The sequence below is a fragment of the Microbacterium sp. genome, assembly GCF_051860965.1.
Taxonomy (GTDB): Bacteria; Actinomycetota; Actinomycetes; order Actinomycetales; family Microbacteriaceae; genus Microbacterium.
Genome location: NZ_JBIMKU010000002.1, coordinates 254,408 through 278,481, shown reverse-complemented (window position 1 = coordinate 278,481; position 24,074 = coordinate 254,408). Strand labels below are relative to the sequence as shown.

General features: G+C 69.5%; 23 protein-coding genes and 1 riboswitch. Of the genes, 13 read left to right on the top strand and 10 right to left on the bottom strand.

The genetic code is table 11. The features are described from left to right. Positions 1-12 precede the first annotated feature (12 nt). Positions 13-228, bottom strand: a complete 216-nt coding sequence (locus tag ACTIFV_RS04805; RefSeq protein WP_439591634.1) for an AsnC family protein — start codon at positions 226-228, stop codon at positions 13-15. Positions 229-349: 121 nt separating this feature from the next. Here ACTIFV_RS04805 and ACTIFV_RS04800 point away from each other — a divergent pair, with 121 nt between their 5' ends. From ACTIFV_RS04800 to ACTIFV_RS04780, 5 genes are all read left to right on the top strand, one after another. Beyond that, entirely contained in the window at positions 350-1,291 is a 942-nt protein-coding gene (locus ACTIFV_RS04800; protein WP_439591633.1) for an ABC transporter ATP-binding protein, read from the top strand. Then, positions 1,288-2,154: an ABC transporter permease gene (locus tag ACTIFV_RS04795; RefSeq protein ID WP_439591632.1), complete on the top strand. Its 867-nt coding sequence runs from the start codon at positions 1,288-1,290 to the stop codon at positions 2,152-2,154. The genes ACTIFV_RS04800 and ACTIFV_RS04795 overlap by 4 nt, the downstream gene beginning before the upstream one ends. After that, positions 2,151-2,978: an ABC transporter permease gene (locus tag ACTIFV_RS04790; RefSeq protein WP_439591631.1), complete on the top strand. Its 828-nt coding sequence runs from the start codon at positions 2,151-2,153 to the stop codon at positions 2,976-2,978. The genes ACTIFV_RS04795 and ACTIFV_RS04790 overlap by 4 nt, the downstream gene beginning before the upstream one ends. A gap of 82 nt (positions 2,979-3,060) precedes the next feature. After that, positions 3,061-3,738, top strand: a complete 678-nt coding sequence (locus tag ACTIFV_RS04785; RefSeq protein ID WP_439591630.1) for a TetR/AcrR family transcriptional regulator — start codon at positions 3,061-3,063, stop codon at positions 3,736-3,738. Next, entirely contained in the window at positions 3,735-4,145 is a 411-nt protein-coding gene (locus ACTIFV_RS04780) for a hypothetical protein (protein WP_439591629.1), read from the top strand. The genes ACTIFV_RS04785 and ACTIFV_RS04780 overlap by 4 nt, the downstream gene beginning before the upstream one ends. A 36-nt stretch (positions 4,146-4,181) precedes the next feature. On the opposite strand, the gene ACTIFV_RS04775 is transcribed toward ACTIFV_RS04780, so the two are convergent. The 6 genes from ACTIFV_RS04775 to ACTIFV_RS04750 all read right to left on the bottom strand — a co-directional run bounded on the left by ACTIFV_RS04775 (position 4,182) and on the right by ACTIFV_RS04750 (position 9,299). Next, positions 4,182-4,538: a Fe-S protein gene (locus tag ACTIFV_RS04775; protein ID WP_439591628.1), complete on the bottom strand. Its 357-nt coding sequence runs from the start codon at positions 4,536-4,538 to the stop codon at positions 4,182-4,184. A 97-nt stretch (positions 4,539-4,635) separates the two neighbouring features. Beyond that, a complete protein-coding gene (ribH, locus tag ACTIFV_RS04770; protein WP_439591627.1) occupies positions 4,636-5,112 on the bottom strand; it encodes a 6,7-dimethyl-8-ribityllumazine synthase in 477 nt (158 codons plus the stop codon). Continuing rightward, complete coding sequence (ribA, locus tag ACTIFV_RS04765) at positions 5,109-6,380, bottom strand: GTP cyclohydrolase II (protein WP_439591626.1); 1,272 nt, start codon at positions 6,378-6,380, stop codon at positions 5,109-5,111. Before ribA ends, ribH begins: the two co-directional genes overlap by 4 nt. Then, entirely contained in the window at positions 6,377-7,030 is a 654-nt protein-coding gene (locus tag ACTIFV_RS04760; protein WP_439591625.1) for a riboflavin synthase, read from the bottom strand. Before ACTIFV_RS04760 ends, ribA begins: the two co-directional genes overlap by 4 nt. Beyond that, a complete protein-coding gene (gene ribD / locus ACTIFV_RS04755) occupies positions 7,030-8,052 on the bottom strand; it encodes a bifunctional diaminohydroxyphosphoribosylaminopyrimidine deaminase/5-amino-6-(5-phosphoribosylamino)uracil reductase RibD (RefSeq protein WP_439591624.1) in 1,023 nt (340 codons plus the stop codon). The genes ACTIFV_RS04760 and ribD overlap by 1 nt, the downstream gene beginning before the upstream one ends. 76 nt (positions 8,053-8,128) lie before the next feature. Then, positions 8,129-8,275, bottom strand: a riboswitch (FMN riboswitch). Between the two features lie 91 nt (positions 8,276-8,366). Continuing rightward, entirely contained in the window at positions 8,367-9,299 is a 933-nt protein-coding gene (locus tag ACTIFV_RS04750) for a phytanoyl-CoA dioxygenase family protein (RefSeq protein WP_439591623.1), read from the bottom strand. A 94-nt stretch (positions 9,300-9,393) separates the two neighbouring features. On the opposite strand from ACTIFV_RS04750, the gene ACTIFV_RS04745 reads away from it, so the two are divergent. Further along, entirely contained in the window at positions 9,394-10,224 is an 831-nt protein-coding gene (locus ACTIFV_RS04745; RefSeq protein ID WP_439591622.1) for a helix-turn-helix domain-containing protein, read from the top strand. A 22-nt stretch (positions 10,225-10,246) separates the two neighbouring features. Here ACTIFV_RS04745 and ACTIFV_RS04740 read toward each other — a convergent pair whose 3' ends face one another. Beyond that, positions 10,247-11,266 (bottom strand): LacI family DNA-binding transcriptional regulator, encoded by a 1,020-nt coding sequence (locus tag ACTIFV_RS04740; RefSeq protein ID WP_439591621.1) that lies wholly within the window; start codon positions 11,264-11,266, stop codon positions 10,247-10,249. Positions 11,267-11,409: 143 nt separating this feature from the next. On the opposite strand from ACTIFV_RS04740, the gene ACTIFV_RS04735 reads away from it, so the two are divergent. From ACTIFV_RS04735 to ACTIFV_RS04715, 5 genes are all read left to right on the top strand, one after another. Then, on the top strand, positions 11,410-13,449 hold the full coding sequence (locus ACTIFV_RS04735; RefSeq protein WP_439591620.1) for a beta-galactosidase: 2,040 nt from the start codon (positions 11,410-11,412) through the stop codon (positions 13,447-13,449). Then, on the top strand, positions 13,446-14,384 hold the full coding sequence (locus ACTIFV_RS04730; RefSeq protein WP_439591619.1) for a carbohydrate ABC transporter permease: 939 nt from the start codon (positions 13,446-13,448) through the stop codon (positions 14,382-14,384). The genes ACTIFV_RS04735 and ACTIFV_RS04730 overlap by 4 nt, the downstream gene beginning before the upstream one ends. Before the next feature lie 8 nt (positions 14,385-14,392). Continuing rightward, the gene (locus ACTIFV_RS04725; protein ID WP_439591842.1) at positions 14,393-15,301 is read left to right on the top strand and encodes a carbohydrate ABC transporter permease; all 909 of its coding nucleotides are present in this window, start codon (positions 14,393-14,395) and stop codon (positions 15,299-15,301) included. A gap of 61 nt (positions 15,302-15,362) precedes the next feature. After that, positions 15,363-16,694 (top strand): ABC transporter substrate-binding protein, encoded by a 1,332-nt coding sequence (locus ACTIFV_RS04720; protein ID WP_439591618.1) that lies wholly within the window; start codon positions 15,363-15,365, stop codon positions 16,692-16,694. An 8-nt stretch (positions 16,695-16,702) separates the two neighbouring features. Beyond that, positions 16,703-18,847, top strand: coding sequence for an alpha-galactosidase (locus tag ACTIFV_RS04715; protein WP_439591617.1), 2,145 nt, complete (start codon positions 16,703-16,705; stop codon positions 18,845-18,847). A 10-nt stretch (positions 18,848-18,857) separates the two neighbouring features. On the opposite strand, the gene ACTIFV_RS04710 is transcribed toward ACTIFV_RS04715, so the two are convergent. After that, positions 18,858-19,844, bottom strand: a complete 987-nt coding sequence (locus tag ACTIFV_RS04710) for a sugar-binding transcriptional regulator (RefSeq protein WP_439591616.1) — start codon at positions 19,842-19,844, stop codon at positions 18,858-18,860. Between the two features lie 89 nt (positions 19,845-19,933). Between ACTIFV_RS04710 and ACTIFV_RS04705 the strand changes: the two genes are divergently transcribed. Next, on the top strand, positions 19,934-21,631 hold the full coding sequence (locus ACTIFV_RS04705; protein ID WP_439591615.1) for a glycerol-3-phosphate dehydrogenase/oxidase: 1,698 nt from the start codon (positions 19,934-19,936) through the stop codon (positions 21,629-21,631). A 32-nt stretch (positions 21,632-21,663) separates the two neighbouring features. Continuing rightward, the gene (glpK, locus tag ACTIFV_RS04700; RefSeq protein ID WP_439591614.1) at positions 21,664-23,202 is read left to right on the top strand and encodes a glycerol kinase GlpK; all 1,539 of its coding nucleotides are present in this window, start codon (positions 21,664-21,666) and stop codon (positions 23,200-23,202) included. 2 nt (positions 23,203-23,204) lie between these two features. Here the strand turns inward: glpK and ACTIFV_RS04695 are convergent, their stop codons facing one another. Then, positions 23,205-24,065, bottom strand: a complete 861-nt coding sequence (locus ACTIFV_RS04695; protein WP_439591613.1) for an Fpg/Nei family DNA glycosylase — start codon at positions 24,063-24,065, stop codon at positions 23,205-23,207. Between the last annotated feature and the right edge of the window lie 9 nt (positions 24,066-24,074).

Genomic DNA, 24,074 nt, shown 5'->3' with positions numbered 1-24,074 from the left:
CGCGCGGGGGGTTCACTTACGACCGTACTTCTTGTGCGCGGCCTGTTTGGTCACGCCGAGGGCGGCGGCGATCGCCTGCCACGAGTAGCCCTGGTTGCGGGCCTTCCGCACCTGCACCTCCTCGGCGCGGGCCAGCTCGCGCCGCACGTCGGCGAGGCGATGCAGCTCGGCGATCGGCTCGCGCTCGGGGGCGGAGCCGATGAGGGTGCGGATGTCGTCGCCGCTCATGGCCGTTCCTTTCGACGGATGCGGCGGGCGCGGCATCCGTCGTCAACCGTAGTTGACGTCGACTGGATGGTCAACCTGCGTTGACGATGGGGGTGTCGGCGCGCGGCGTTAGGGTAGTCCGGTGCCTGCTCCCGTCATCTCCGCGTCGAACCTCGTCAAGACCTACAAGGTCAAAGGCAAGGCCGACTTCCTGGCCGTCGACGGCCTCTCGTTCGAGGTCGCCCCGGGGGAGTCGTTCGGGCTCCTCGGCCCCAACGGCGCGGGCAAGTCCACGACGATGAAGATGATCGGCGCGGTCTCGACGCGCACCGGCGGCGACCTCTCGATCCTGGGGCTCGACCCCGACGCGTACGGCCCTGAGATCCGCTCGCGGCTCGGCGTCGTCCCCCAGCAGGACAACCTCGACGGCGAGCTCAACGCGCGCGAGAACCTCTACATGTACGGGCGCTACTTCGGCATCCCGGGCAAGGACTGCTCGCTCAAGGCCGACGAGCTGCTCGCCTTCGCGCAGCTCGAAGACAAGGCCAAGAGCAAGGTCGATGCGCTGTCGGGCGGCATGAAGCGCCGCCTCACGATCGCGCGCGGGCTCATCAACGACCCCCGCATCCTGCTGCTCGACGAACCCACGACGGGGCTCGACCCGCAGGCGCGCCACGTGCTGTGGGACCGCCTCTTCCGTCTCAAGGAGCGCGGCACGACCCTCGTGCTGACGACCCACTACATGGACGAGGCCGAGCAGCTGTGCGACCGCCTGATCGTCGTGGACAAGGGCCGCATCATGGCCGAGGGCACCCCGGCGTCGCTCATCCGCGAGCACTCGAGCCGCGAGGTGCTCGAGGTGCGCTTCGGCTCCGACCGCAACGAGCGGTACGCGCCGCGACTGCAGGGCTTCGGCGATCGCGTCGAGGTGCTGCCGGATCGCATCCTCGTATACACAGCCGACGGCGAGGCCGCCCTCGAGCGCATCGCCGCCGACGGTCTCGAGCCGGTCACCTCGCTCGTGCGGCGGTCGTCGCTCGAAGACGTGTTCCTGCGCCTCACGGGACGGACGCTGATCGAATGAGCGCCGGACCCGTTCTCCCCGCGCTCGACCCGTCGGTCGAAGCCGCCCGCGCCGAGGCGCTCGAGTGGGGGCGCAAGCCCCGCGCGCGAGGCCTCTGGTACGTCACCGAGCACATGGTGCGCTCGATGCGCGCCTACGGCTGGACGATCGTCGTCGGCGCCGTCGGCCAGCCGATCGTCTACCTGCTGGGGCTCGCCGTGGGTCTCGCGGCGATCATCCAGCTGCCCATCGAACAGGGTGGGCAGGAGGTCAGCTATCTCGTCTTCGTCGCGCCGGCGCTGCTCATGACGGCGTCGGTCGCGGTCGCGTCCGAAGAGCTGTCGTACCCGGTGGTCTCGGGCTTCAAGTGGCGGCGGCTCTTCTTCGGCTTCAGCGCCTCCCCGCTCTCGCCGGGGCAGATCGCCGGGGGAGTCATCATGGCGGCCGCCGCGCGGATGGGCTTCGCCGTGGTGGCGTACTACCTCTTCATCTGGGCGTTCCAGGCCGTGCCGAACCCGCTGACGGGCTGGCTCATGATCCCGATCGGCCTGCTCGCAGGCCTGGCATTCGGGGTCCCGTATGCGGCGTACGCGGCATCCATCACCGAAGACAAGGGACAGTTCGCGCTCGTGCAGCGCTTCGTCTTCATGCCGATGTTCCTGTTCTCGGCGACGTTCTATCCGCTGACGAACCTGCCGCTCGAGCTGCGCTGGATCGCGTGGATCTCGCCGCTGTGGCACGCGACCGAGCTCGGACGCGTGGTGAGCTACGGCCTGCCCATCAGCCCTGCACTGATGTGGGGGCACCTGCTGTTCCTGCTCGTGCTCTCGATCGGCGGGTACCTCGTGTGCCGCCGCATCTTCCAGAAGAGGCTCGCGTCATGACGACGGTCGAGCAGACGATGGAGGCCACGGCGCGCCGCGGCGGTGTGCGTGCACTGTGGGCGGGCAATCCGCAGGCCGTCGTGCAGCGAGGCCTCGTCGCAGCGCGCTCGTCGAGCTGGGTCGTGGTGGTGTCGGGCTTCTTCGAGCCGGTCTTCTACCTGCTGTCGATGGGCATCGGCCTCGGCACGCTCGTCGGCGACGTGACCACCTCGGGTGGGCTCGAGGTCTCGTACGCGGCATTCATCGCCCCCGCACTCCTGGCGGTGTCGGCGATGAACGGTGCGATCTACGACTCGACGTGGAACGTCTTCTTCAAGCTCAACTACGGCAAGCTCTACGAGGGGATGCTGGCCACCTCGCTGGGTCCGCTGGACGTCGCGCTCGGCGAGATCCTCTACGCCCTGCTGCGCGGCCTGCTGTATGCGACCGGCTTCATGATCATCATGCAGTTCCTCGGACTCAACCTCGCGTGGACGGCGATCCTCGCGATCCCCGCGGTGCTGCTCATCGCGTTCGGGTTCGCGAGCCTCGGCATGGCGGTCACCAGCTACATGAAGACCTTCCAGCAGATGGACTGGATCAACATCGTCCTGCTGCCCATGTTCCTCTTCTCGGCGACCCTCTACCCGATCACCGTGTACCCCGAGTGGGTGCAGGGCATCATCCAGGCGTTCCCGCTGTGGCACGCGGTAGAGCTCATCCGCGGCCTCACGACGGGCTCGCTGCAGCCCGTCATGTGGGTGCACGTGCTCTACTTCGTGGTCATGATCGCCGTCGGCCTGGTCTTCACGACGAAGCGGCTGCGCGCGCTCTTCCTCGACTGACGGCGGGAGCCGCAGTCGAGGGCGCGTCGCGTCTGTGCGAGCGATTCTTGAACATGTTCAGGACTTCGAGTAGATTCTGAACATGTCCAGTAATGCGGCGCCGACGACGACCAAGAGCGAACGCACGAGAGCGCTCATCCGCGACGTCGCTCTGAGGTCGTTCCGCGAGCGCGGGTACGACCAGACGACCATCCGGCTGATCGCGCAGGAGGCGGGGGTGTCCGTCGGCACGACGAACTACCACTTCGCGTCGAAGAACGATCTCGTGCAGGAGCTCTACCTCGAGGTGCAGACGGCCCATCGCACCGTCGCGCTGCCGCTCCTGGCCGAGACCGACGATCTCGTCGAGCGGCTGGGCATCGTGTACCGCTCGGGGCTCGAGCAGCTCGAGCCGTACCATCGCTTCGCCCCCGAGTTCCTCTCCGCCGCCGTCTCGCCCCGGTCGTCCATCAACCCGCTCTCCGGCGACTCCACCGAGTCGCGCGACATCGTCATCGGACTCTTCCGCGATGCGGTCACGGGCGCCGCGGACAAGCTCCCGGCGGAGTTCGAAGAGGCGATCCCCTCGGCTCTCATGGTCGGGCACCTGCTGCTGGCGCTCTTCTGGGTCTACGACTCCTCGCCCGACCGGGTGCGCACGCAGCGGCTCCTGTCGCGCGGGCTGCGCCTGCTGAAGACGGCGCTGCCGTTGATCCGCATGCGCATCCTGCGCAAGCCGCTGCGAGAGCTTCTCGATCTCGTCGCGGAGGTCGGAGCATGAGCGTCGAGCCCGACACACGGGCCTCCGAGTCATCCGCGGCATCGCCGGGGGATCCCGGGCTCTGGCGGCTGCGCTGGTTCCGCGTCCTCACGATCCTGAACTCGACGATCGTGGTGGTCTCGGCGATCGGCGCCGTCGTCGAGTCCCAGCTTCGCTGGTCGATCGACGGGTGGATGTTCATCGCCTTCCCCGTCGTGCCGGCCCTGTTCGCCCTGCCCCTGGCCTGGTTCGTCGTGCTCGCCTTCGCCGTCCTGTTCTCAGCCCTCGGCACCATCGTGCATCCGGCCGATAAGGGCGCGCGGTTCCTCCGTGCCCTGACCGTCTGGGGCACGATCGTGCTGGGCGCGCCGATCGTCCTCACCGCGCTCGGCACGGTCATGGCGCTGGTGGGCGACCTCGTCAACTGATGGATGCCGCTGCCGCGGCATCCATCGATGCCCACGTCAGCGCCAGATGACGGCGAGGGCCGCGTTCAGGAGCGTCAGGATGCCGATCGCCCAGAACAGCCCGGGCGCCACCGACGAGCCGGCCTTGCGGGCACGCGAGGCGCCGATGCCCATGAGCGCGCCGATCGCGAGCAGGATCACGAGCTTGACGCCGAGCTTGACGTAGTTGAGGTCGTACGAGATGCCCCAGGGCGCCGCGAGCGCGAGCCCGGCGACGGCGGCCAGGATGAGGCCCCAGTTCATGACGCTGTTGATCTGGAAGCGGCGGCTGAATGCCTCGACGGCCCAGCCGCCGAACAGCAGCGCGAAGCCGGTGATGTGGACGAACACGACGATGTGGCGAAGGATCTCCATGCCGTCACGGTAGGACGTGCGACCGCCTCGCCGCTAGCAAGGCGAGCCTCAGCCAGAGCAGCACCGCACGCGGCGCCCGCCGCGCGGATCCCGGCCGTCAGGCGCGGAGCGAGCGGAGGACCAGGGCCGTGCGCACCGCGGCATCCGCCGCCTCATAGCCCTTGTCCTCCTTCGAGCCCTCGAGACCCGCACGGTCGAGGCCCTGCTTCTCGTCGTCGAGCGTCAGCACGCCGAATCCGACGGGCTTGCCCGTGTCGAGCGCGACGCGGGTCAGGCCGTCGGTCGCGGCCGATGAGACGAACTCGAAGTGCGGTGTGCCGCCGCGGATGATGACGCCGAGCGCCACGACGGCGTCGGCTCCGGCATCCAGCGCCGCCTTCGCGACGACCGGCAGCTCGAAGGAGCCCGGCACGCGGACGAGGCGCCAGGAGGCGTGGGATGCCTCGAGTGCGCGCTCGGCGCCCGCGATCAGTCCGTCGCTGATCGCGTCGTGCCAGGTGCCGGCGATCACGACGACCTTCAGTCCCGTCGCGTCGACGGGCTCTCCCGGCTTCGGGGCTCCGACGCCGCTCACCGCTCGGCGCCTTCGTGGAGTCCGGCCAGGGCGTCGCGCAGATCGCCCTCGTCGAGGATGTGGCCCATGCGATCCCGCTTCGTCTCGAGGTACTGGTGGTTGTTCGGACCGACGCCGACGATGAGCGGCACCTGTTCCACGATGTCGAGGCCGAAGTCGCGGAGCTGCTTGACCTTGTCGGTGTTGTTGGTCAGCAGGCGCACCTTGTCGATGCCGAGGTCGGAGAGGATGCCGGCGGCCGCCGCGTAGTCGCGGGCATCGGCCGGCAGACCGAGCGCGAGGTTCGCGTCGACGGTGTCGAGGCCGCGCTCCTGCAGGCTGTAGGCACGCAGCTTGTTGATGAGGCCGATGCCACGGCCCTCGTGACCGCGCATGTAGATCACGACGCCGCCGTCCTGCTCGATGGCGTCGAGCGCCGCCTCGAGCTGCGGGCCGCACTCGCACTTGAGCGAGCCGAACGCCTCGCCGGTCAGGCACTCCGAGTGCACCCGGACGAGGGGTGCGTCGTCGGCCAGGTCGCCCGAGACGACCGCGAGGTGGTCGGTGCCGGTGATGCGATCCTTGTATGCGAGGAAGCGGAACTCGCCGTGCGAGGTCGGCACGTGCGCCTCGGCACGAAGGCTCACGCGGCGCTTGTGCACGGGTGCGGCATCCACCGGCTGCACCTCGTCGAGGTACGCGATGAGCTGCTCGATCGTGATGACCGGGAGACCCTCGCGCTCGCCGAGCTCGATGAGGCCGGGCAGACGCATCATGCTGCCGTCCTCGGCGACGACCTCTCCGATCGCGCCGACGGGCTGCAGGCCCGCGAGCTTCATGAGGTCGACGGCGGCCTCGGTGTGGCCCGCGCGCTCGCGGACGCCGCCGTCGACGGCACGCAGGGGCAGGATGTGTCCGGGGCGGATGACGCTGAGCGGCGTCGACGCGGGGTCGGCCAGAACGTTGAGGGTGTGCGAGCGGTCGGCTGCGCTGATGCCGGTGGACACGCGGTCTGCGGCGTCGACACTCACGGTGTAGGCCGTGCCGCGGGAGTCCTCGTTCTGCGCGACCATCGGCGGCAGGTCGAGGCGGTCGGCCCAGTCGGCGGGCATGGGCGCGCACAGGAACCCGCTCGACCAGCGGATCGTCCAGGCGAGCCATTCGGTCGTCGCGAGCTCGGCCGACAGGATGATGTCGCCCTCGTTCTCGCGGTTCTCATCGTCGGCGACGATGACGGGCTTGCCCTCTTTCAGGGCCGCGAGTGCCTCGGGGATGGTCGAAAGGCTCATGCGGAGCCTCCTTCGTTCGTTGCGAGTTCGTACGTCGTGTGCTGAGGGGTGAATGCCAGGAGCCGCTGCACGTGGCGGGCCAGGATGTCCGTCTCGAGGTTGACGGAGTCGCCGACCTCGCGGGCGCCGAGCGTCGTCGCGGCGAGCGTCTCGGGGATCAGCGAGACCTCGAACCACTGCTGCGGCTCGTCTGCGGGGGATGCGGCCGAGACCGTGAGCGACACGCCGTCGACGGCGATCGAGCCCTTGTCGACGACCAGGGGAGCGAGGGCGGCCGGCAGCTCGATGCGCAGCACGCGCCACTGCTCGCCGGGGCGGACCTCGAGGATGCGGCCGGTGCCGTCGATGTGGCCTTGCACGATGTGACCGCCCAGCCGCCCGTGCGCCACGGTCGCGCGCTCGAGGTTGACGGCGCGTCCCGCGTCGATGCCCGCGAGCGTCGACATCTCGAGCGTCTGACGCATGACGTCCGCGGTGAACCAGTCCTCGCCCTGATCGACGACCGTGAGGCACACGCCGCTGACCGCGATCGAGTCGCCGTGCGCGGCATCCGACACCGCCTTCGGCGCCCGCACCGTCACCCGCACGCCGTCGCCCGACGGCTCGACGGCCGTGACGGCGCCGATCTCTTCGACGATTCCCGTGAACATCAGCGATCTCCTTCGCGAGCGGGCCGGGCGACGATCAGGATGTCGTCGCCGAGGTTCTGGATGGATGCCACGGCCAGCCGCCGTGCCTGCGAGATCGTGTCGACGCCGACGTCGCCGAGTGCGAGCCGGTCGCCCCCGAGCAGCACGGGCGCGACGTAGGCGAGGATCTCGTCGGCGAGTCCGTCGCGCACGAAGGCGCTCGCGAGCGTGGGGCCGCCCTCGACGAACACGCGCTGCACGCCCAGGTCGCCGAGTTCGACGAGCACCGTGCGGAGGTCGTCGCCCGACCGCTGCAGATAGGGACGCGGATGCCGTGTCAGGGCCGAGCCCGACGGCACGGCGCGCGCGCCGAGCACGACGGGGATGGGCTGGTTGTCGTAGAGCGTGCCGTCGTCGCGCCGCGCGGTGAGGGAGGGGTCGTCGGCCAGGAGCGTTCCCGTCCCGACGACGATCGCGTCGGCCTCGGCGCGGCGGCGGTGCACATCGGCTCGCGCCGTCGGGCCGGTGATCCACTGGCTCGTGCCGTCCTTCGCGGCGGCGCGTCCGTCGAGGCTCTGCGCCCACTTGACGGTGACGTGCGGGCGGCCGAGCCGCTGGAGCGTGAGCCAGGAGGACAGCAGGTCCTCCGCCTCTTCGACCAGGACGCCCGCAGTGACGTCGACCCCCGCGGCCCGCAGTCGCTCGGCGCCACCGGACGAGTGCTCCCCCGGGTCGTCGACGGCGTAGACGACCCGTGCGACGCCGGCGGCGATCAGGGCCTCGGAGCAGGGTCCCGTGCGGCCCGTGTGGTTGCACGGCTCGAGCGTGACGACAGCGGTCGCACCCCGCGCGGAGTCCGTCTTGGCCAGGGCGTCCACCTCGGCGTGCGGCGTGCCGGCACCTCGGTGCCAGCCTTCGGCCAGCACCTCGCCCGACGGCGACAGCAGCACGGCGCCCACCTGCGGGTTGATCCCGCGGGGTCCGCGCACAGCCAGCTGGAGCGCGTGGCGCATGGCCTGCCGCTCCGCGTCGTTCGCCGTCATCCGATCCATCCTGAGTTCCGAGTTCTCGGACTCCGGGGCAACGGGACGACGGGGCCTCCGACTCGTGTCGGATGCCTTCGTGCGCCTCCCATCCGGACTAGCGATGGCTGACCATCGCATCACCGTCGGTTCCGGATTTCCACCGGATCAGCCTCAGCAGGATCTGCGTCGGCTCGCGGACTATGACCGCCGGTTCGGATTCCCACCGACCCCGGAGCACGTAATGCTCACGAGTCTACTCAACGCCCGGGGCCGCGTTTCATTCCGTGTCGCCTCCGTGCGACGGGAGGCGACACGGGCGAGTCCCGTCGCCCTCAGAACGGCACGTTCCCGGCGCTGCAGTAGGAGCCGGGGGAGTGGACGCCGTGGGCGATCCGAAGTTCCGTCTCGTCGTCCTGCGTCGCATCCGGCGCGAACGTCGGCGTGACGTTCCAGATGAACGCGTCCTCGTCCGCATTGCGGCGCGCATGCTCGCGCAGACCGACGGGCAGAAGGCGCAGTCGCCGGTCGACCCATTCGGCATCCCAGGGGCCCTCGGCGGCGATCTGCTCGGCCGCACGGAACTCGTAGTAGATCGTGCGCCGCAGCCGGTTGCCCTGGACCGCCTCGCTGCCATGGACGATCATCACGTCGTGCACGAGCACATCGCCGGGCTCGAGTTCGACCTGGATGACCCCCGGGGCGTCCCAGCCGTATTCCTCCTGGAGTTGACAGACATCGACCGGTGCCCGATGGGATCCGGGAGCCACGCGAAGCGCGCCTTCTCCTGCACGAGAGGCGTCGAGATAGACGTCGATGTTGAAGATCCTCCGCGTGCGGGGGTGCACGGCATCCTGGTGCCAGTCGATCGCGGCTCCGTCGCCCTCGTCCTTGAACACCAGCGATTCGTACGTCGGGACGAAGTTCGGGCCGGCCAGGCTCTCTGCGATGCCGAGGACGGCCGGGCTGCCGAGGAGTTCCAGTGATGCCGACCGGCCCTTGCTGTGCAGGTAGTCGACGCGGAACATCCGCCGCTCCCCTCCACGCTGCGCGTAGTGATAGTCCGGCGATGCCGGCGCGTCGGGCGCGATGTCGCGTCCGTCGGCGATCCACCCGTCCGCCGCGCGGCGAAGCCGGTCCAGCAGGGCGGCGGGGATGCGGTTCCTCAGGATGAGATATCCCTCGCGATCGAAGTGAGCGATCTCCTCCGCGCTCAGGTGATAGGGCTGAGCCGCGACGGAGGGCTCGACGGTGGTCGTGGTCGACATGTGATCTCCTCTGATCGGTGATGTGTCCACGATAGGAAGCACTATTCCGCACGACCTCCGAGATCGGCGGTAAGAATTCTGGGATAGTAAGCATATGGATGTCCAGCGGGCCTCATTCGGTCTCGACTGCTGGCAGGGCGCGACCCGAGGCATGACCGCCGCGCACCGCCACGACGACCTGGAGTTCAATCACGCCGACGTCGACCTGGAGTACGTCATCGACGGGCGGCCGCTGGTGATTCCCGCAGGGACGGTCGCCGTCTTCTGGGCGGCACGCCCGCACCAGCTCGTCGGCGGCCCCGAGCCGGGGACGGAGGCCTGGCTCACGGTGCCTCTCCGGCAGGCCCTCGCGTGGCGCCTTCCCGCGCAGTTCATGCGGAGGATGATGGCGGGCGACGTCGTGGCGCTCCCTGTGGATCCGGGCGTCGGTCTCGGCGAACGTGTCGCACGATGGACGGCCGAGCTCGCTGCTCCGGGACTCCCGCGCCGGATCGCCGAACTCGAGATCGAGGCTTTCGCGCTGCGCCTCGCCGCCGCCCGCGACGCCCCCGAGGCGGTCCGGATCGACGACCCATCGCTCCGCCAGGACGGCGGCGCTCCGCGGGCAGCGGCGGCCGCGATGGCCGCATTCATGTCGGAGCGATCCGCGGAGGACCTCTCCGTCGGCGCGATCGCTGCGCACGTCCACCTCCATCCGCAGTACGCGATGGCGGTCTTCCGCGGCGCCCTCGGCATCACGATCGGCGACTACCTCGCCCAATGTCGCGTGGCCACCGCCCAGCAACTGCTGCTGACGACCGATCTCGCGGTCCCCGACGTCGCCTTCGCTGCAGGCTTCGGCTCGCACAGCCAGTTCTACGATCGCTTCAGCAGGTGGTGCGGCGAGACGCCGGCTGCCTACCGGCGTCGCCTGCGCGCGGCGTGAACGCGGCCGGCGAGCGGCACATTCACGCCGACTCGCGCCAGACGATCTCGGACTGCAGGAGGACTTCGCGCGGTGCGGCGTCTCCGCGCAGCTGCTCCAGGACGAGGGCGGCCGCTTCGCGCCCGAGCCCTTCAGCCGGCTGGCGCACGGTCGACAGCGCGGGAAGAGTGCGGCGTGCCCACGCGCTGTCGTCGAAGCCGACGACACCCACATCGTCCGGCACGTGCCGACCCGCCGCGCGGAGCGCTTCCATCGCGCCGGCGGCGACGGCATCCGACGCGGCGAACACGCCGTCGATGTCGGGGGCTCGCTCCAACAGTGCGTTCATTCCGTCCCGCCCGGCCGAGTAGGAGTACAGCGCGACGCGTTCGACGAGCGCGTCATCGTACGCGTCGCCCAACGCGTCGGTGAAGCCCGAGAGCCGCTCGGCTCCGGAGTCGCGGTCGAGCGCTGCGGCGATCATGCCGATCCGTCGCCTACCCGTGCGCACCAGTCGCTCCGTGATCGCCCGAGCCGAACCGCGGTTGTCGATGACGACGAATGCCGCCGAGGTCGCTCCCGGCGGATGCCCGACGAACGCCGCAGGAAGGCGGAGCCGCTCGACGACGCGGGCGACCGGGTCGTATGCGCGGGCCGAGACGATGATCACTCCGTCGACAGAACCGCCCGACAGGTACCTGGCGACCCGCTCGGTGTCGCGCTCGGAATCGACGATCAGCACCGCCATCTGGTGGTCGGCCTCTGACAGGGCGGCATTCGCCCCGAGCAGGATTCCGCCGATGTTGGGGTCCTCGACGAAGAGCGAGTGCGGCTCATGGACGATGAAGGCGATGGTCTCGGTGCGTTGCATGACCAGATGCCGGGCGGCGGTGTTGGGCACGTATCCGACTTCGGCGATCGCCTTCTCGATCGCCCGCCGGGCAGAGTCGGAGACGTAGGGGTCGCCGTTGACGTAGCGGCTGATGGTTCCGCGCGACACGCCCGCGACGACGGCCACGTCATGGACCGTGGCGCGGCGCGGTCGTCCGGATGTCGTCGACACGCGACCACCTTATCGCTCGGATCGCTTGACACCCCCGAGCCTCGATGTCATTCTGTGTACGTTCACAGAAGCTCGACGAAGAACTTCTCTCCTCGAGTCTGTGCACGTGCACAACCCGCCGAAGACGTCGACCCAGGAGTTCCGTGAACCGCCCACTGGCAACGACCGAGCGCCAGCTCGCTCGTCCCCGCTACGAACACCGCGGCATCGACTTCGGATGCGACTACAACCCGGAGCAGTGGGACCGCAGCGTGTGGCGCGAAGATGTGGCCCTCATGCGCGAAGTCGGGATCGGCCTCGTCGCGGTCAACATCTTCGGGTGGTCCGAACTGCAGTCGCCCGACGGTTCGCTGGACTTCTCCGGACTCGACGAGATCATCGGCTTGCTCCACGACGCCGGCATCCGGGTCAACCTCGGCACCGGCACCGCCTCGCCGCCGCCGTGGCTGACGACCCGGCATCCCGAGATCCTCCCCGTGGTGGCCGACGGCACCACGCGGTTCCCAGGCGGCAGGCAGGCCTGGTGCCCCAGCTCCCCCGTGTTCCGCGACTACGCTCTGGCGCTCGTCGACGCCGTCGCCGAGAGGTACGGGCAGCATCCCGCCGTCGCGCTCTGGCATGTGTCGAACGAACTCGGCTGTCACAACGCGCTGTGCTACTGCGAGCAGAGCGCCGCATCCTTCCGGGCGTGGCTGCACGCGCGCTACGGCTCGATCGACGCGCTCAACCGCGCATGGGGGACGAGCTTCTGGAGCCAGCGCTACACCGACTGGGACGAGATCGGCACTCCCCGGCTCACCCTGTCGACCCGCAATCCGGGCCAGGTGCTCGACTTCTCGCGGTTCAGCTCCGACGAGCTGCTGGCGCACTACCGCGCAGAGCACGCCGTCATCCGCCGCCACAGCAGCGTTCCGATCACGACGAACTTCATGGTCACCGCTCACATCCGCGAGCTCGACTACTGGACCTGGGCGCCCGAAGTCGACGTCGTCGCGAACGACCACTACCTCGACCATCGGCTCGCGGACCCCGAGGCAGAGCTCGCCTTCGCCGCGGACCTGACGCGCGGACTGGCGCAGGGGGCGCCGTGGATGCTGATGGAGCACTCGACGGGATCGGTGAACTGGCAGCCCCACAACCTCGCGAAGGCGCCCGGGCAGATGATCCGCGACTCCCTCCAGCACCTCGCGCGCGGGGCGGACTCCATCTGCTTCTTCCAGTGGCGGGCCTCGGTACAGGGGTCGGAGAAGTTCCACTCCGCTCTCATCCCGCACGCCGGCACCGACTCCGCTCTGTGGCGAGAGGCGCTCGAGCTCGGCGCGATTCTCGAGCGTGTGGCCGAAGTGGCCGGTACGCGGGTCGTAGCGGATGTCGCGCTGCTGTTCAGCTGGGAGGCGTGGTGGGCCACCGACGCCGAGAACCGCCCCAGCTCGGCCGTCTCCTACCTCGATCAGGTGTGGGCACTCCACCGCGCGCTGCGCGCGACGGGGGCCGAGGTAGACGTGGTCCGCCCCGGGGCCGATCTCACGGGGTATCGGCTCGTCGTGGTTCCGGGCCTGCATCTCGTGCGGGATGAGGAGGCCGCGACCCTCGACGCCGCCGTCGCCGCGGGCACCCACGCTCTCGTCACCTTCTACAGCGGCATCGTCGACGAGAACGACCGCGTCCGGCCGGGCGGATATCCGGCGGTATGGCGAGATCTCCTCGGCATCCGCGTCGAGGAGTTCGCGCCCGTCCTCCCGGGCCAGGTGCTCACTCTCGAGTCGGGTGGCACGGCCTCGCTGTGGACCGAGCGCATGGTCGCGCGGGACGCCGACGTCGTCGACCGGTTCGTGGGCGGTCCCGCGGCGGGCATGCCCGCCGTCACTCGCCGCCGCGGTGCGGATGGGGACGGCGACGCCTGGTACCTCGCGACCCTTCCGGACGAGGCATCTCTGACGCGCATCCTCGACGACGTGCTCCGCGCGGCCGGCGCGAGCCGGCTCGCCGACGCGGGCCGGGACGTCGACGTCGTCCGCCGCGCGGGCGCCGGCGGCAGCTATCGATTCATCATCAACAACGGCCCGGACGACCTGCTCCACAGCGCTCGCGGTGTGGAACTCGTGACGGGCGAGATCGCCGATGGAAGCGTTCGCGTGCCCGCCGGCGCGGTCCGTGTGATCCGAGAGGACAGCAGCTCATGACCGTACGCACTGCGACGGAAGCGCTCGTCACGCCGAAGGGCCGGGGGACCGCGCCCACTCGCACCCGCGGCCGTATCCCGCACAAGGGCGCGATCGTGATCTTCACAGCGCCGTTCGTCATCCTCTTCCTCCTCTTCTATCTGCTGCCGATCGGCTACGCGGTGTGGCAATCGCTCCTCGTGGTCGAGCGCGAGGGCACGTTCGGCGAGGCGAAGGAGGTGTTCGGCGGACTCTCGCAGTACGTCCTCGTCTTCCAGAACGAAGCGTTCTGGCAGTCTGTCGGCCGGGTGCTCCTCTTCGGCGTCGTACAGGTGCCGGTCATGCTCGGACTCGCGCTCCTGTTCGCCCTCCTGCTGGATTCGCCGCTCCTGCGCGGCAAGAAGTTCTTCCGGCTCGCCTTCTTCGTGCCGTACGCGGTGCCCGGCGTCATCGCGGCGATCATGTGGGGCTTCCTCTATTCGCCCAATCTGTCGCCCTTCACGATCCTCACCGGGAACGTCGACTTCCTCTCGGCGGACCTCGTCCTGTGGGCGATCGCGAATGTCGTCACGTGGGTGTTCGTGGGATACAACATGCTCATCATCTACTCGTCGCTGCTCGCGATCCCGTCCGAGATGTACGAAGCGGCGCGACTGGACGGCGCCGGTCAGATGCGCATCGCCTGGTCGATCAAGATCCCCATGGTGAGGCCGTCGCTCGTGCTCACGGCGATCCTGTCGATCATCGGCACGCTCCAGCTTCTGGCCGAGCCGCAGGTGTTCCGCTCGTTCAGCTCGGCTGTCACCAGCACCTACACGCCGAACATGACGATCTATGCGACGTCGGCGATTCCCAACGTGAGCCTGGCTGCCGCGTTCTCCGTCGTCCTGGCGCTCGCGACGTTCGTCCTGTCGTTCACGTTCTTGCGCATCACCCGACGGAAGGCGGACTCATGAGCGGCGCGATGGACACCAGGGCCACCGTGCTTCCGGATGCCGGGCGCCGTGCGCAGAGCACCCGCTCCCGCCGGGGGCCGCGAGAGAGCGTGATCTCGCGCACCGTCGCGATGGTGATCATGCTCGTCTTCACCCTCTACTTCCTCATCCCGATCTGGTGGCTGCTGGTCGCCTCGACGAAGAATCGCGCCGACCTCTTCACGACCAATCCGCTCTGGTTCGCAGAACCGGCGCTCTGGCAGAACATCACCTCGCTGCTGAGCTACGACGGCGGGATCTACGTGCGATGGATCGTCAACAGCGTCGCGTACGCCGGCATCGGCGCTCTCGTCGCGACGATCGTCTCCGGGATGTGCGGCTACGCGCTGGCCAAGTACCGCTTCCGCGGTCGCGAGCTGATGTTCAACGTCATCCTCGGGGGTGTGCTGGTCCCGGCGACCGCGCTCGCGCTGCCCCTGTTCCTGCTCTTCAGCCAGGTGCAGCTGACCAACACCTTCTGGGCCGTGTTCCTGCCCAGCATCGTGAGCCCGTTCGGCGTCTACCTCGCGCGTGTGTTCGCGGAGGCGAGCGTGCCCGAAGAGCTGCTGGAGGCGAGCAGGCTGGACGGGGCCGGCGAGGTGCGGACGTTCTTCACGGTCTCGATCAGGCTCATGGTGCCCGCTTTGATCACGATCTTCCTCTTCCAGTTCGTCGGCATCTGGAACAACTTCTTCCTGCCGCTGATCATGCTGCGCAGTGAAGAGCTGTTCCCGGTCACCTACGGGCTCTACGCCTGGAACTCGACGATCAATCAGTTCCCGGAGCTGCGCGGCTTCGTGCTGATCGGCGCGCTGCTGTCGATCATCCCGCTCATCATCACGTTCCTCCTCCTTCAGCGCTACTGGCGCACGGGCCTGGGCACCGGCGCACTGAAGTGACAGACCCCGACCGGATCCGACCGGTCGGCCCACCGCAAGACACCACCGAGAGAAGAGAGAAATGCGTCACATGAAACGAATAGGAGGCGTCGCGGCCCTCACGGCCGTCGCGCTGACGATGGCCGCGTGCTCGGCCGGCGGCGATGGAGGCGGCGGCGCGGATGCCGCGGCCTGCGCGCCGTCGGAAGGCGACGTCACGCTCACGTTCACGTCGTGGATCCCCGGCATCGAGGACGCCGTCGCGATCTGGAACGAGGCGAACCCCGAGATCCAGGTGGAGGTGCAGACGGGACCCTCGGGCAACGCCGGCACGTATCAGAACTTCTTCAACCAGCTCGAGGCGGGCAACGCCCCCGACCTGGGCCAGATCGAGTACGACGCGATCCCCAACTTCCGCGTGCAGGACGGTCTGGAGGACCTCGCCGCGTGCGAGGAGATCGTCGCCGCGGAAGACCAGTTCGTCGACTGGACCTGGGGGCAGGTGACGCTCGGCACCGATTCGGAGGTGTACGGCGTGCCGCAGGACTCGGGGCCCATGGCACTGTTCTACCGGTCCGACCTGTTCGAGCAGAACGGCATCGCCGTCCCCACGACGTGGGCGGAGTACCGTGACGCCGCCGTCAAGGTGCGCGAACTGGGAGGCTACATCACCAACTTCTCCCAGTCGGACATCAACCAGTTCGCCGGGTTCGTCTGGCAGGGCGGAGGCGAGTGGTTCACCAACAGCGGCGACGAGTGGACGGTCGATCTGACCAGCGACGTGTCCACGACGGTCGCCGACTACTGGCAGGACCTCATCGAGAACGATCTGGTCTCGGTGTACCCGCCGTGGACCGACGAGTGGAACAACGCCTACAACTCGGGTGAGGTCTGGACGTGGAACTCGGCCGTGTGGGGGGCGAACTCCATCGCGAGCGGAGCACCGGACACCGCCGGCAAGTGGTCGGTCGCGCCGTCCCCGCAGTGGGAGGCCGGACAGGCCGCCGCAGGCAACTGGGGCGGATCCTCGATCGCCGTGTTCAAGGGCACGGAGCACCTCTACGAGGCGGCGAAGTTCGCGCTGTGGCTGAACTCCTCCGAGGAAGCGCTGACCTCGTTGAACGAGACCGCGGCGATCTACCCGGCCACCAAGGCGGGGCTGGAGCTGCCCGTGCTGCAGGAAGGCGTCGAGTTCTACGGCGGCCAGAAGATCTACGAGGTGTTCGCCGAGGCCGCTGGTCAGGTCAACCCCGACTTCGTCTGGGGGCCGACGATGACGCAGACCTACGCCGACGTCTCGGACGGGTTCAAGGCGGCGATCTCGGGTGACGGCACCCTCGCCGACGCGCTCGCCGACGGCCAGGCGAAGACGATCGCCGCACTCGAGGCGCAGTCCATCCCGGTCGCGAACTAGTCGGTCCTGTGATCCATCATCTCCGTGCCGCGGGCGTCAGTCTTCTGATCGACGCCCGCGGCACGGGCATGCCCGCTGTCCTTCATTGGGGGCCCGAGCTCGGCCCCCTCACGTCGGACCAGGCCGAGGCTCTGGCGGAGGCATCCATCGCCGCGGTGGCGCCGTCATCCATCGACATCCCCTTCCGCCTCGGACTCGTGCCCACGTGGGGCGACGGGTGGACAGGGCGGCCGGGCGTGCAGATCTCACGGGACCCGGCGGGTCGGGACGGTCCGGCCGCTGCCGATCGAGCCCGCACGCCGCGCTGGTCGCGAGAACCGGGTCCGGATGCCGTGACGGATGCCTTGGGTCGATCGATCGCATTCGACCTGTACGACGCCGAGGCTGCGGTCGGCCTCCGTGTCCGGCTCGAGCTGGCACCCGAGGGGGTGCTCTCCCAGCGGATGGAGATCGTCAACGCGGGAGCGGGGCCGCTCACGGTCGCGCGCGCCGCCGCGGTGCTGCCTCTTCCCGCCCGCGCCGCCGAACTGCTGGACTTCAGCGGGGTCTGGGGCAGGGAGCGTCGCCCCATCCGCAGACCGCTCGAGCACGGCATCCATTCGCGCGAGGGGCGCCACGGGCGCGGAGGGCACGATGCGGCCTTCCTGCTCGCCGCCGGGACCCCCGGGTTCGGCTACCGTCGCGGAGAGGTGTGGGCGGTGCACGCGGCATGGAGCGGCGATACCGAGCTGTGGGCCGAGGCATCGGCGCTCGGGCCGGCGGTGCTCGCCGCAGGCGAGCTCCCGTCGCCGGGCGAGATCGTCCTCCAGCCGGGAGAGCGCTACACGGGGCCCTGGACCATCGGCGTGTACTCCGACTCGGGCCTGGACGGGATCTCGGATCGCGTCCATCCGTGGGTGAGGTCCTGGTCGACGATCCGCCGTCCGCGGCCGGTCACGCTGAACACGTGGGAGGCGGTGTACTTCGGTCAGTCGCTCGAGAGACTCCTGCCCCTCGTGGAGGCGGCCTCCCGCGTGGGGGTCGAGCGATTCGTGCTCGACGACGGCTGGTTCGCGGGACGCCGTGACGACCGTCGTGCGCTCGGAGACTGGGTGGTCGACTCCGAGGTCTGGCCGCAGGGGCTGCATCCGCTGATCGAGCGGGTGACCGGAGCAGGAATGGAGTTCGGGCTCTGGGTCGAGCCTGAGATGGTGAGCGTCGACTCGACTCTCGCCCGCGCGCATCCCGAGTGGCTGCTCGGTCGCGAGGATGCCCTCGAGTGGCGCTTCCAGCGCGTGCTGGATCTCGGCGATGCCGCCGTCGCCGAGCACGTCTACTCACGGCTGAGTGCACTGATCGAGGAGTACCCGATCGCGTATCTCAAGTGGGACCACAACCGCGATCTGCTCGACGGATCCGCGCATCGGCAGACGACCGCGGTCTACGCGCTCATCGATCGCCTGCGTCGCCGTTTCCCGCGTCTGGAGATCGAGTCCTGCGCGTCGGGTGGCGCTCGCCTCGATCTCGGGATGCTGACGCGAGTCGATCGTGTCTGGCCCAGCGACACCAACGATCCCCTCGACAGACAGGGCATCCACGCCGCCACGTCCCTCCTGATCCCGCCCGAGTACCTCGGCACGCATCTGGGCGCCGAGCGCGCACACCTCACCGGCCGTTCCGCCGACCTGTCGTTCCGGCTCGCCGCCGCGCTCTTCGGCAGCGCGGGCATCGAGTGGGACCTCAGCGCTGCGACCGCCGAGGATCTCGCCGTCATCACGTCGTGGGTCGGGCACTACCGTCGGCTGAGACCGCTCCTGCACAGCGGGAGAGTCGTCCGGGCGGATCCCGACGATCCTTCAGAGTGGGTGCACGGAGTGGTCGCGGACGACGGCGCGCACGCGGTGTTCGCGGTGACGATGCGCGACGCGCCGCGGGCGGCGATCGCGCCGCCGGTGCGGCTGCCCGGTCTGGTCTCCGGGCGCACCTATCGCGTGGCTCCCGTAGCGCTCGCCGCCGAGCCTCGCGCCGTCCAGGATGCACCTCCGCCGTGGTACGTCGCGGGAGAGGTCAGCATGGCGGGTGCGGCGCTCGCGGCGATGGGGCTTCCGCTGCCTCTTCTCGCCCCGCAGCAGACGATCGTTCTCGAGGCTGTCGCGATCGCCGGGACGGAATGACGTCGTGTTCTCAGGCCGGCTCGTCGACGAGACCCCGTGCCGTCGCCTCGTCGACGACGATGTCGGTCGCGAGCCGCGCCGCGAGCGCTCCTCGCAGGCTGTCGAGCTTCGAGACGCCCGACACGACGCACAGCCGCCGCTCCACGCGGCGGAGCACATCGAAGTGGGGACCCGTCGCACGATCGTTCAAGGCGATGCGGTCGCTCGACCCGTCGGCGCGGAAGAACACCGTCGCCACGTCGCCCACCACGCGCTCGGCCGCGAGGCTCTCGAGGTCGGGCGGCTCGAGATAGCCGCCCGAGTAGACGTGACTCGGCAGCCGGGAATCGGCGGAACCGGTGCTGAAGACCACGAGGTCCATGGTCTCCTGCAGCGCGAGGATGCGGCGCGTGCTGCGCTCCCGCCACATCGCGAGCTTGGTCCGCGGGTCGTCGAAGAACGCCGGAACCGGGAACTGCTGCACGCTGCCGCCGTATGCGCCGGCGAAGCGACTCAGGATCTCGCTCGCATAGAGGAGTCCCGTCGTCCGGGTGTTGCCCGAGCCGTTCAGCTGCACGAATGCCGTTCCGTGGACGGCCTTGGGCACGAGGCGACGGCTCATCGCGGCCGTGGTCGCACCCCACGCCACGCCGATCGTCATGTCCGACCCGACGAGCTCGCCGAGCAGGTGGGCCGCCGCGGCCGCGACGCGCTCGAGCCGCTCGACGTCGTTGGCGTCGTCGGGGGCGGGCACGACGTGCGCCGTGACGTCGAAGCGCTCGGCGATGCGCTCCTCCAGCCGCTGCGGGGCCTCGAACGGGGAGCGGATCCGGATGTCGACGATGCCCGTCGCCCGTGCAAGGGCGAGCAGCCTCGACACGGTCGACCGCGAGGTGCCGAGCTCGGCGGCGATCGCCTCCATCGTGCGGTTCTGCACGTAGTAGAGGTGAGCCGCCGTGAGCGCGCGCTGCATCGTCCGCGCGTCGTCCGGATCATCCCTCTCGGCGGTATCCATCATGTCAGCATGCACGTATGTGCATGCAGGCTGCAACAACGGTCAGCAATGCGAGGATAGAGGATGACAGCGTTCACGAAGCGGGGGACAGCATGACGCGGGGCGGTTTCGAGGCACTCAAGGCGCGGCCGTACGCGGACGTGCTGATCATCGGCGGCGGGATCAACGGGCTCGCGACGTTCCGCGATCTCGCGCTGCAGGGAGTGGACGTCGCGCTCGTCGAGCGATCGGATTACGTGAGCGGTGCCTCCGCCGCGTCCTCGCACATGATCCACGGCGGGATCCGCTATCTCGAGAACGGCGAGTTCCGCCTCGTGCACGAAGCGGTGACCGAGCGCAACGCGCTGCTGCGCACGGCGCCGCACTTCGTCCGGCCGCTGCAGACGACGATCCCGATCTACTCGACCTTCTCGGGCATCCTGAGCGCGCCTCTGCGGTTCCTCCGGCACGGCGCCGGCAGACCGCGCGAGCGCGGGGCGATCCTCATCAAGATCGGGCTCGTCATCTACGACTCGTTCTCCCGCGGCGGCGGGCGCGTGCCGCGGCACGCCTTCCACGGGCGGCGTCGATCCCTCGCGCAGCTGCCGCAGCTGAACCCCGCGGTGAAGTACACGGCGACGTACTGGGATGCCTCGCTGCACGATCCCGAGCGTCTGGCGATCGATCTGCTGGCGGACGGCCTGTCGGCCGGCGGGGGCGAGGCTCGGGCCGCGAACTACACGGCGGCGGTCGGTGCGAGCGGCGACAAGGTCGTGCTGCGCGATGCCGAATCCGGCGAGGAGCTCGCCTTCGCGGCATCCGTCGTCGTCAACGCGTCGGGACCCTGGACCGACGTGACCAACCTCGCGCTCGGCGATCCCACGACCTACATGGGCGGGACGAAGGGCTCGCACATCGTGCTCGACAACCCGGCGCTGCTCGCGGCGACGGGCGGGCGCGAGCTCTTCTTCGAGGCGACCGACGGCCGCATCGTGCTGATCTACCCGCTGAAGGGCCGCGTGCTCATCGGCACGACCGATCTCGAGCACGACATGGCCGACCCGATCGTGTGCACCGAGGAGGAGGTCGACTACTTCTTCGCCCTCGTGAAGCAGGTGCTGCCGGAGATCGAGATCGATCGCAGCGAGATCGTGTACCGCTTCTCGGGTGTGCGGCCCCTGCCCGGTCACGGCGACCTCGCACCGGGCTTCGTCTCGCGCGACTACCGGATCGAGGCCGAGCCGCTCGCGGGTCCGAGCGGTCCGACGGTGCTGAGCCTCGTCGGCGGCAAATGGACGACCTTCCGCGCCTCGGCCGAGCACCTCGCCGATCGGGTGCTCGAGCTGCTCGCCCGCCCGCGCCGGCGCACCACGAAGGGCCTCGCGATCGGCGGGGGACGGGGCTACCCGACCACGGAGCGCGCGCGCCGGCAGTGGATCGATGCCCACGACGACGGAATCGGCATCGCCCGCGCGGCGACCCTCCTCGATCGCTACGGCACGGTCGCGGCCGACGTCATCGCGGGGCTGGACGCCGACGACCGTCCGCTCGAGACGCTGCCCGGCTACAGCACGGGCGAGCTGCGTCATCTCGCCCGCACCGAGGGAGTCGCGCACCTCGACGACATCCTGCAGCGGCGCACGTCGCTCGCCTTCACGGGGCGCGTCTCGCGCGCGTCGGCAACCGAGATCGCCGAGGCGATCGCGCCCGTGATGGGGTGGGATGCGGCATCCATCGCCGTCGAGGTGGAGCGCGGGCTCGCGCGCGTACACGCGGCCGACCCGTCGTGGTCGTCCGTCGACGCCCGATAGCCTGGCGGTCTCACACACCGCGAGGAGGCGGAATGCCCGAGCACGTGCTCGCCCTGGACCAGGGCACGACCTCGACCCGTGCGATCGTCTTCGATGCGGAGGGCGCGATCGTCGCGACCGCGCAGCGCGAGCACGAGCAGATCTTCCCGCGCGCGGGCTGGGTCGAGCATGATCCGGTCGAGATCTGGACCAATGCGCAGTGGGTCATCGCCACGGCGCTCGATTCGGCGGGACTGGGAGCCGGCGACATCGCGGGGCTCGGGATCACCAATCAGCGCGAGACGGCCATCGTGTGGGACAAGCGCACGGGGCGCCCCGTCACCAACGCGATCGTGTGGCAGGACACCCGCACGCAGCAGGCGATCGACCGGCTCGCCCAGGACGGCGGCACCGATCGCTTCGCCGCGAAGACGGGCCTGCCGCTCGCGACCTACTTCTCGGCGTCGAAGATCGCATGGATCCTCGAGCACGTGCCGGGGGCGCGGGCGGATGCCGAGGCGGGCCACCTCCTCTTCGGCACGCCCGACACCTGGGTGATCTGGAACCTCACGGGCGACACGCGCCGCGGCATCCACGTCACCGACGTCACGAACGCGAGCCGCACGCTCCTCATGGACCTCGAGACGCTCACGTGGGACGACGGGCTGCTGGAGGCCTTCGGCATCCCGCGCTCGATGCTGCCCGACATCGTCCCCTCGTCGGGGGTGCTCGGGGAGGTGCACGAGCCGGTCGCCGCGCGCGGCGTGCCGATCGCGGGCATCCTCGGCGACCAGCAGGCGGCGACCTTCGGGCAGGCGGCGTTCGACGCCGGGCAGTCGAAGAACACCTATGGCACGGGCAACTTCCTGCTCGTGAACACCGGCACCGAGATCGTGCGCTCGCAGAACGGGCTCGTCACGACGGTGGCGTACCAGTGCGGCGACGAGCCCGCGCATTACGCGCTCGAGGGCTCCATCGCGGTCACGGGCTCGCTCGTGCAGTGGCTGCGCGACAACCTCGGCATCATCTCGTCGGCGCCCGAGGTGTCCCGCCTCGCATCGACGGTGGACGACAGCGGCGGCGCCTACTTCGTCCCCGCGTTCTCAGGGCTCTTCGCGCCGTACTGGCGCCCCGACGCGCGCGGCGCGCTCGTGGGGCTGACGCGCTACGTCAACAAAGCCCACATCGCGCGCGCGGCGCTCGAAGCGGCGGGATTCCAGTCGCGCGACGTCATCGACGCGATCGTGGCCGACACCGGCACGACGCTCGACGAGCTGCGCGTCGACGGGGGCGGCTCGCGCGACGAGCTCATGATGCAGTTCCAGGCGGACATCCTCGGCATCCCGGTGGTGCGCCCGCAAGTCATCGAGACGACCGCGCTCGGCGCCGCCTACGCGGCAGGGCTTGCGACGGGGGTCTGGAAGGACCGCGCGCAGCTGCGCACGCAGTGGCGCGAGGATGTGCGCTTCGAGCCTGCCATGGGCGAAGAGGAGCGCGAGCGCCGCGTGCGCATGTGGCGCAAAGCGGTCACGAAGTCGTACGACTGGGTCGATGAGGATGCGCGCATCCTCGCGGGCACGAACGACGTCTGACGCTACTTCAGCAGACGGCTGAGGCGGCGATCCGCGAGGATCTTGCCGCCCGTCTGACAGGTCGGGCAGTACTCGAGCGAGTTGTCGGCGAAGAAGACGCTGCGCACCTCGTCGCCGCACACGGGGCAGGTCTCGCCGCGGCGTCCGTGCACCTGCATGCCGCGACGCTTCGCGTCCTTCAGCTCGGCGGGTGGTTTGCCGGATGCCTCGGCCACGGCATCCGTCAACGTCTGCCGCATCGCGGCGAAGAGGCGATCGACGTCCTCGTCGGTGAGGCTCGATGCGAGCGCGTACGGCGACATCTTCGCGGCGTGCAGGATCTCGTCGGAGTAGGCGTTGCCGACGCCCGCGATGATCGACTGATCTCGAAGGACGCCTTTGATCTGCGTCCGGCGACCCTCCAGGAGGCCCTTCAGGGCCGCCCGGTCGAAGGCGGAGTCGAGCGGATCGGGGCCGAGTCGCGCGATGCCCGGGACATCCGCCGGATCGTTCACGACGTAGTAGGCGAGGGACTTCTTCGTGCCGGCCTCGGTGAGATCGAACCCGGAGCCGTCGGAGAGTGCGATGCGCAGGGCGATTGGCGTCTTGCCCGGGCGGATCAGGGTCGGGGCGAGCGTGTCGGTGAAGCGCAGCCAGCCTGCCTTCGCGAGGTGGAAGACCAGGTGCGGGCCGCTCGTGCGGATGTCGACGAACTTGCCGTGGCGCTCGATGCCGGTGACGGTCGTGCCCTGCAGGGCCGTGATCGGCGGATCGTACGTCTTGAGCGCGGCGATGTTCGCGACGGTGGCCTTCGTGATCTCGAGGCCGGTCACGCGGCCGCGGAGGAACTCGACGAGCCCCTGCACCTCGGGCATCTCGGGCATGCGCCTATC

What these genes read in the sequence shown, in the direction of transcription:
- ACTIFV_RS04805 (WP_439591634.1), bottom strand. Translation starts at nt 228, where the DNA reads ATGAGCGGCGACGACATCCGCACCCTCATCGGCTCCGCCCCCGAGCGC.
- ACTIFV_RS04795 (WP_439591632.1), top strand. Translation starts at nt 1,288, where the DNA reads ATGAGCGCCGGACCCGTTCTCCCCGCGCTCGACCCGTCGGTCGAAGCC.
- ACTIFV_RS04790 (WP_439591631.1), top strand. Translation starts at nt 2,151, where the DNA reads ATGACGACGGTCGAGCAGACGATGGAGGCCACGGCGCGCCGCGGCGGT.
- ACTIFV_RS04785 (WP_439591630.1), top strand. Translation starts at nt 3,061, where the DNA reads ATGTCCAGTAATGCGGCGCCGACGACGACCAAGAGCGAACGCACGAGA.
- ACTIFV_RS04780 (WP_439591629.1), top strand. Translation starts at nt 3,735, where the DNA reads ATGAGCGTCGAGCCCGACACACGGGCCTCCGAGTCATCCGCGGCATCG.
- ACTIFV_RS04775 (WP_439591628.1), bottom strand. Translation starts at nt 4,538, where the DNA reads ATGGAGATCCTTCGCCACATCGTCGTGTTCGTCCACATCACCGGCTTC.
- ribA (WP_439591626.1), bottom strand. Translation starts at nt 6,380, where the DNA reads ATGAGCCTTTCGACCATCCCCGAGGCACTCGCGGCCCTGAAAGAGGGC.
- ACTIFV_RS04760 (WP_439591625.1), bottom strand. Translation starts at nt 7,030, where the DNA reads ATGTTCACGGGAATCGTCGAAGAGATCGGCGCCGTCACGGCCGTCGAG.
- ribD (WP_439591624.1), bottom strand. Translation starts at nt 8,052, where the DNA reads ATGACGGCGAACGACGCGGAGCGGCAGGCCATGCGCCACGCGCTCCAG.
- ACTIFV_RS04750 (WP_439591623.1), bottom strand. Translation starts at nt 9,299, where the DNA reads ATGTCGACCACGACCACCGTCGAGCCCTCCGTCGCGGCTCAGCCCTAT.
- ACTIFV_RS04745 (WP_439591622.1), top strand. Translation starts at nt 9,394, where the DNA reads ATGGATGTCCAGCGGGCCTCATTCGGTCTCGACTGCTGGCAGGGCGCG.
- ACTIFV_RS04730 (WP_439591619.1), top strand. Translation starts at nt 13,446, where the DNA reads ATGACCGTACGCACTGCGACGGAAGCGCTCGTCACGCCGAAGGGCCGG.
- ACTIFV_RS04725 (WP_439591842.1), top strand. Translation starts at nt 14,393, where the DNA reads ATGGACACCAGGGCCACCGTGCTTCCGGATGCCGGGCGCCGTGCGCAG.
- ACTIFV_RS04720 (WP_439591618.1), top strand. Translation starts at nt 15,363, where the DNA reads ATGCGTCACATGAAACGAATAGGAGGCGTCGCGGCCCTCACGGCCGTC.
- ACTIFV_RS04710 (WP_439591616.1), bottom strand. Translation starts at nt 19,844, where the DNA reads ATGATGGATACCGCCGAGAGGGATGATCCGGACGACGCGCGGACGATG.
- ACTIFV_RS04705 (WP_439591615.1), top strand. Translation starts at nt 19,934, where the DNA reads ATGACGCGGGGCGGTTTCGAGGCACTCAAGGCGCGGCCGTACGCGGAC.
- glpK (WP_439591614.1), top strand. Translation starts at nt 21,664, where the DNA reads ATGCCCGAGCACGTGCTCGCCCTGGACCAGGGCACGACCTCGACCCGT.
- ACTIFV_RS04695 (WP_439591613.1), bottom strand. Translation starts at nt 24,065, where the DNA reads ATGCCCGAGATGCCCGAGGTGCAGGGGCTCGTCGAGTTCCTCCGCGGC.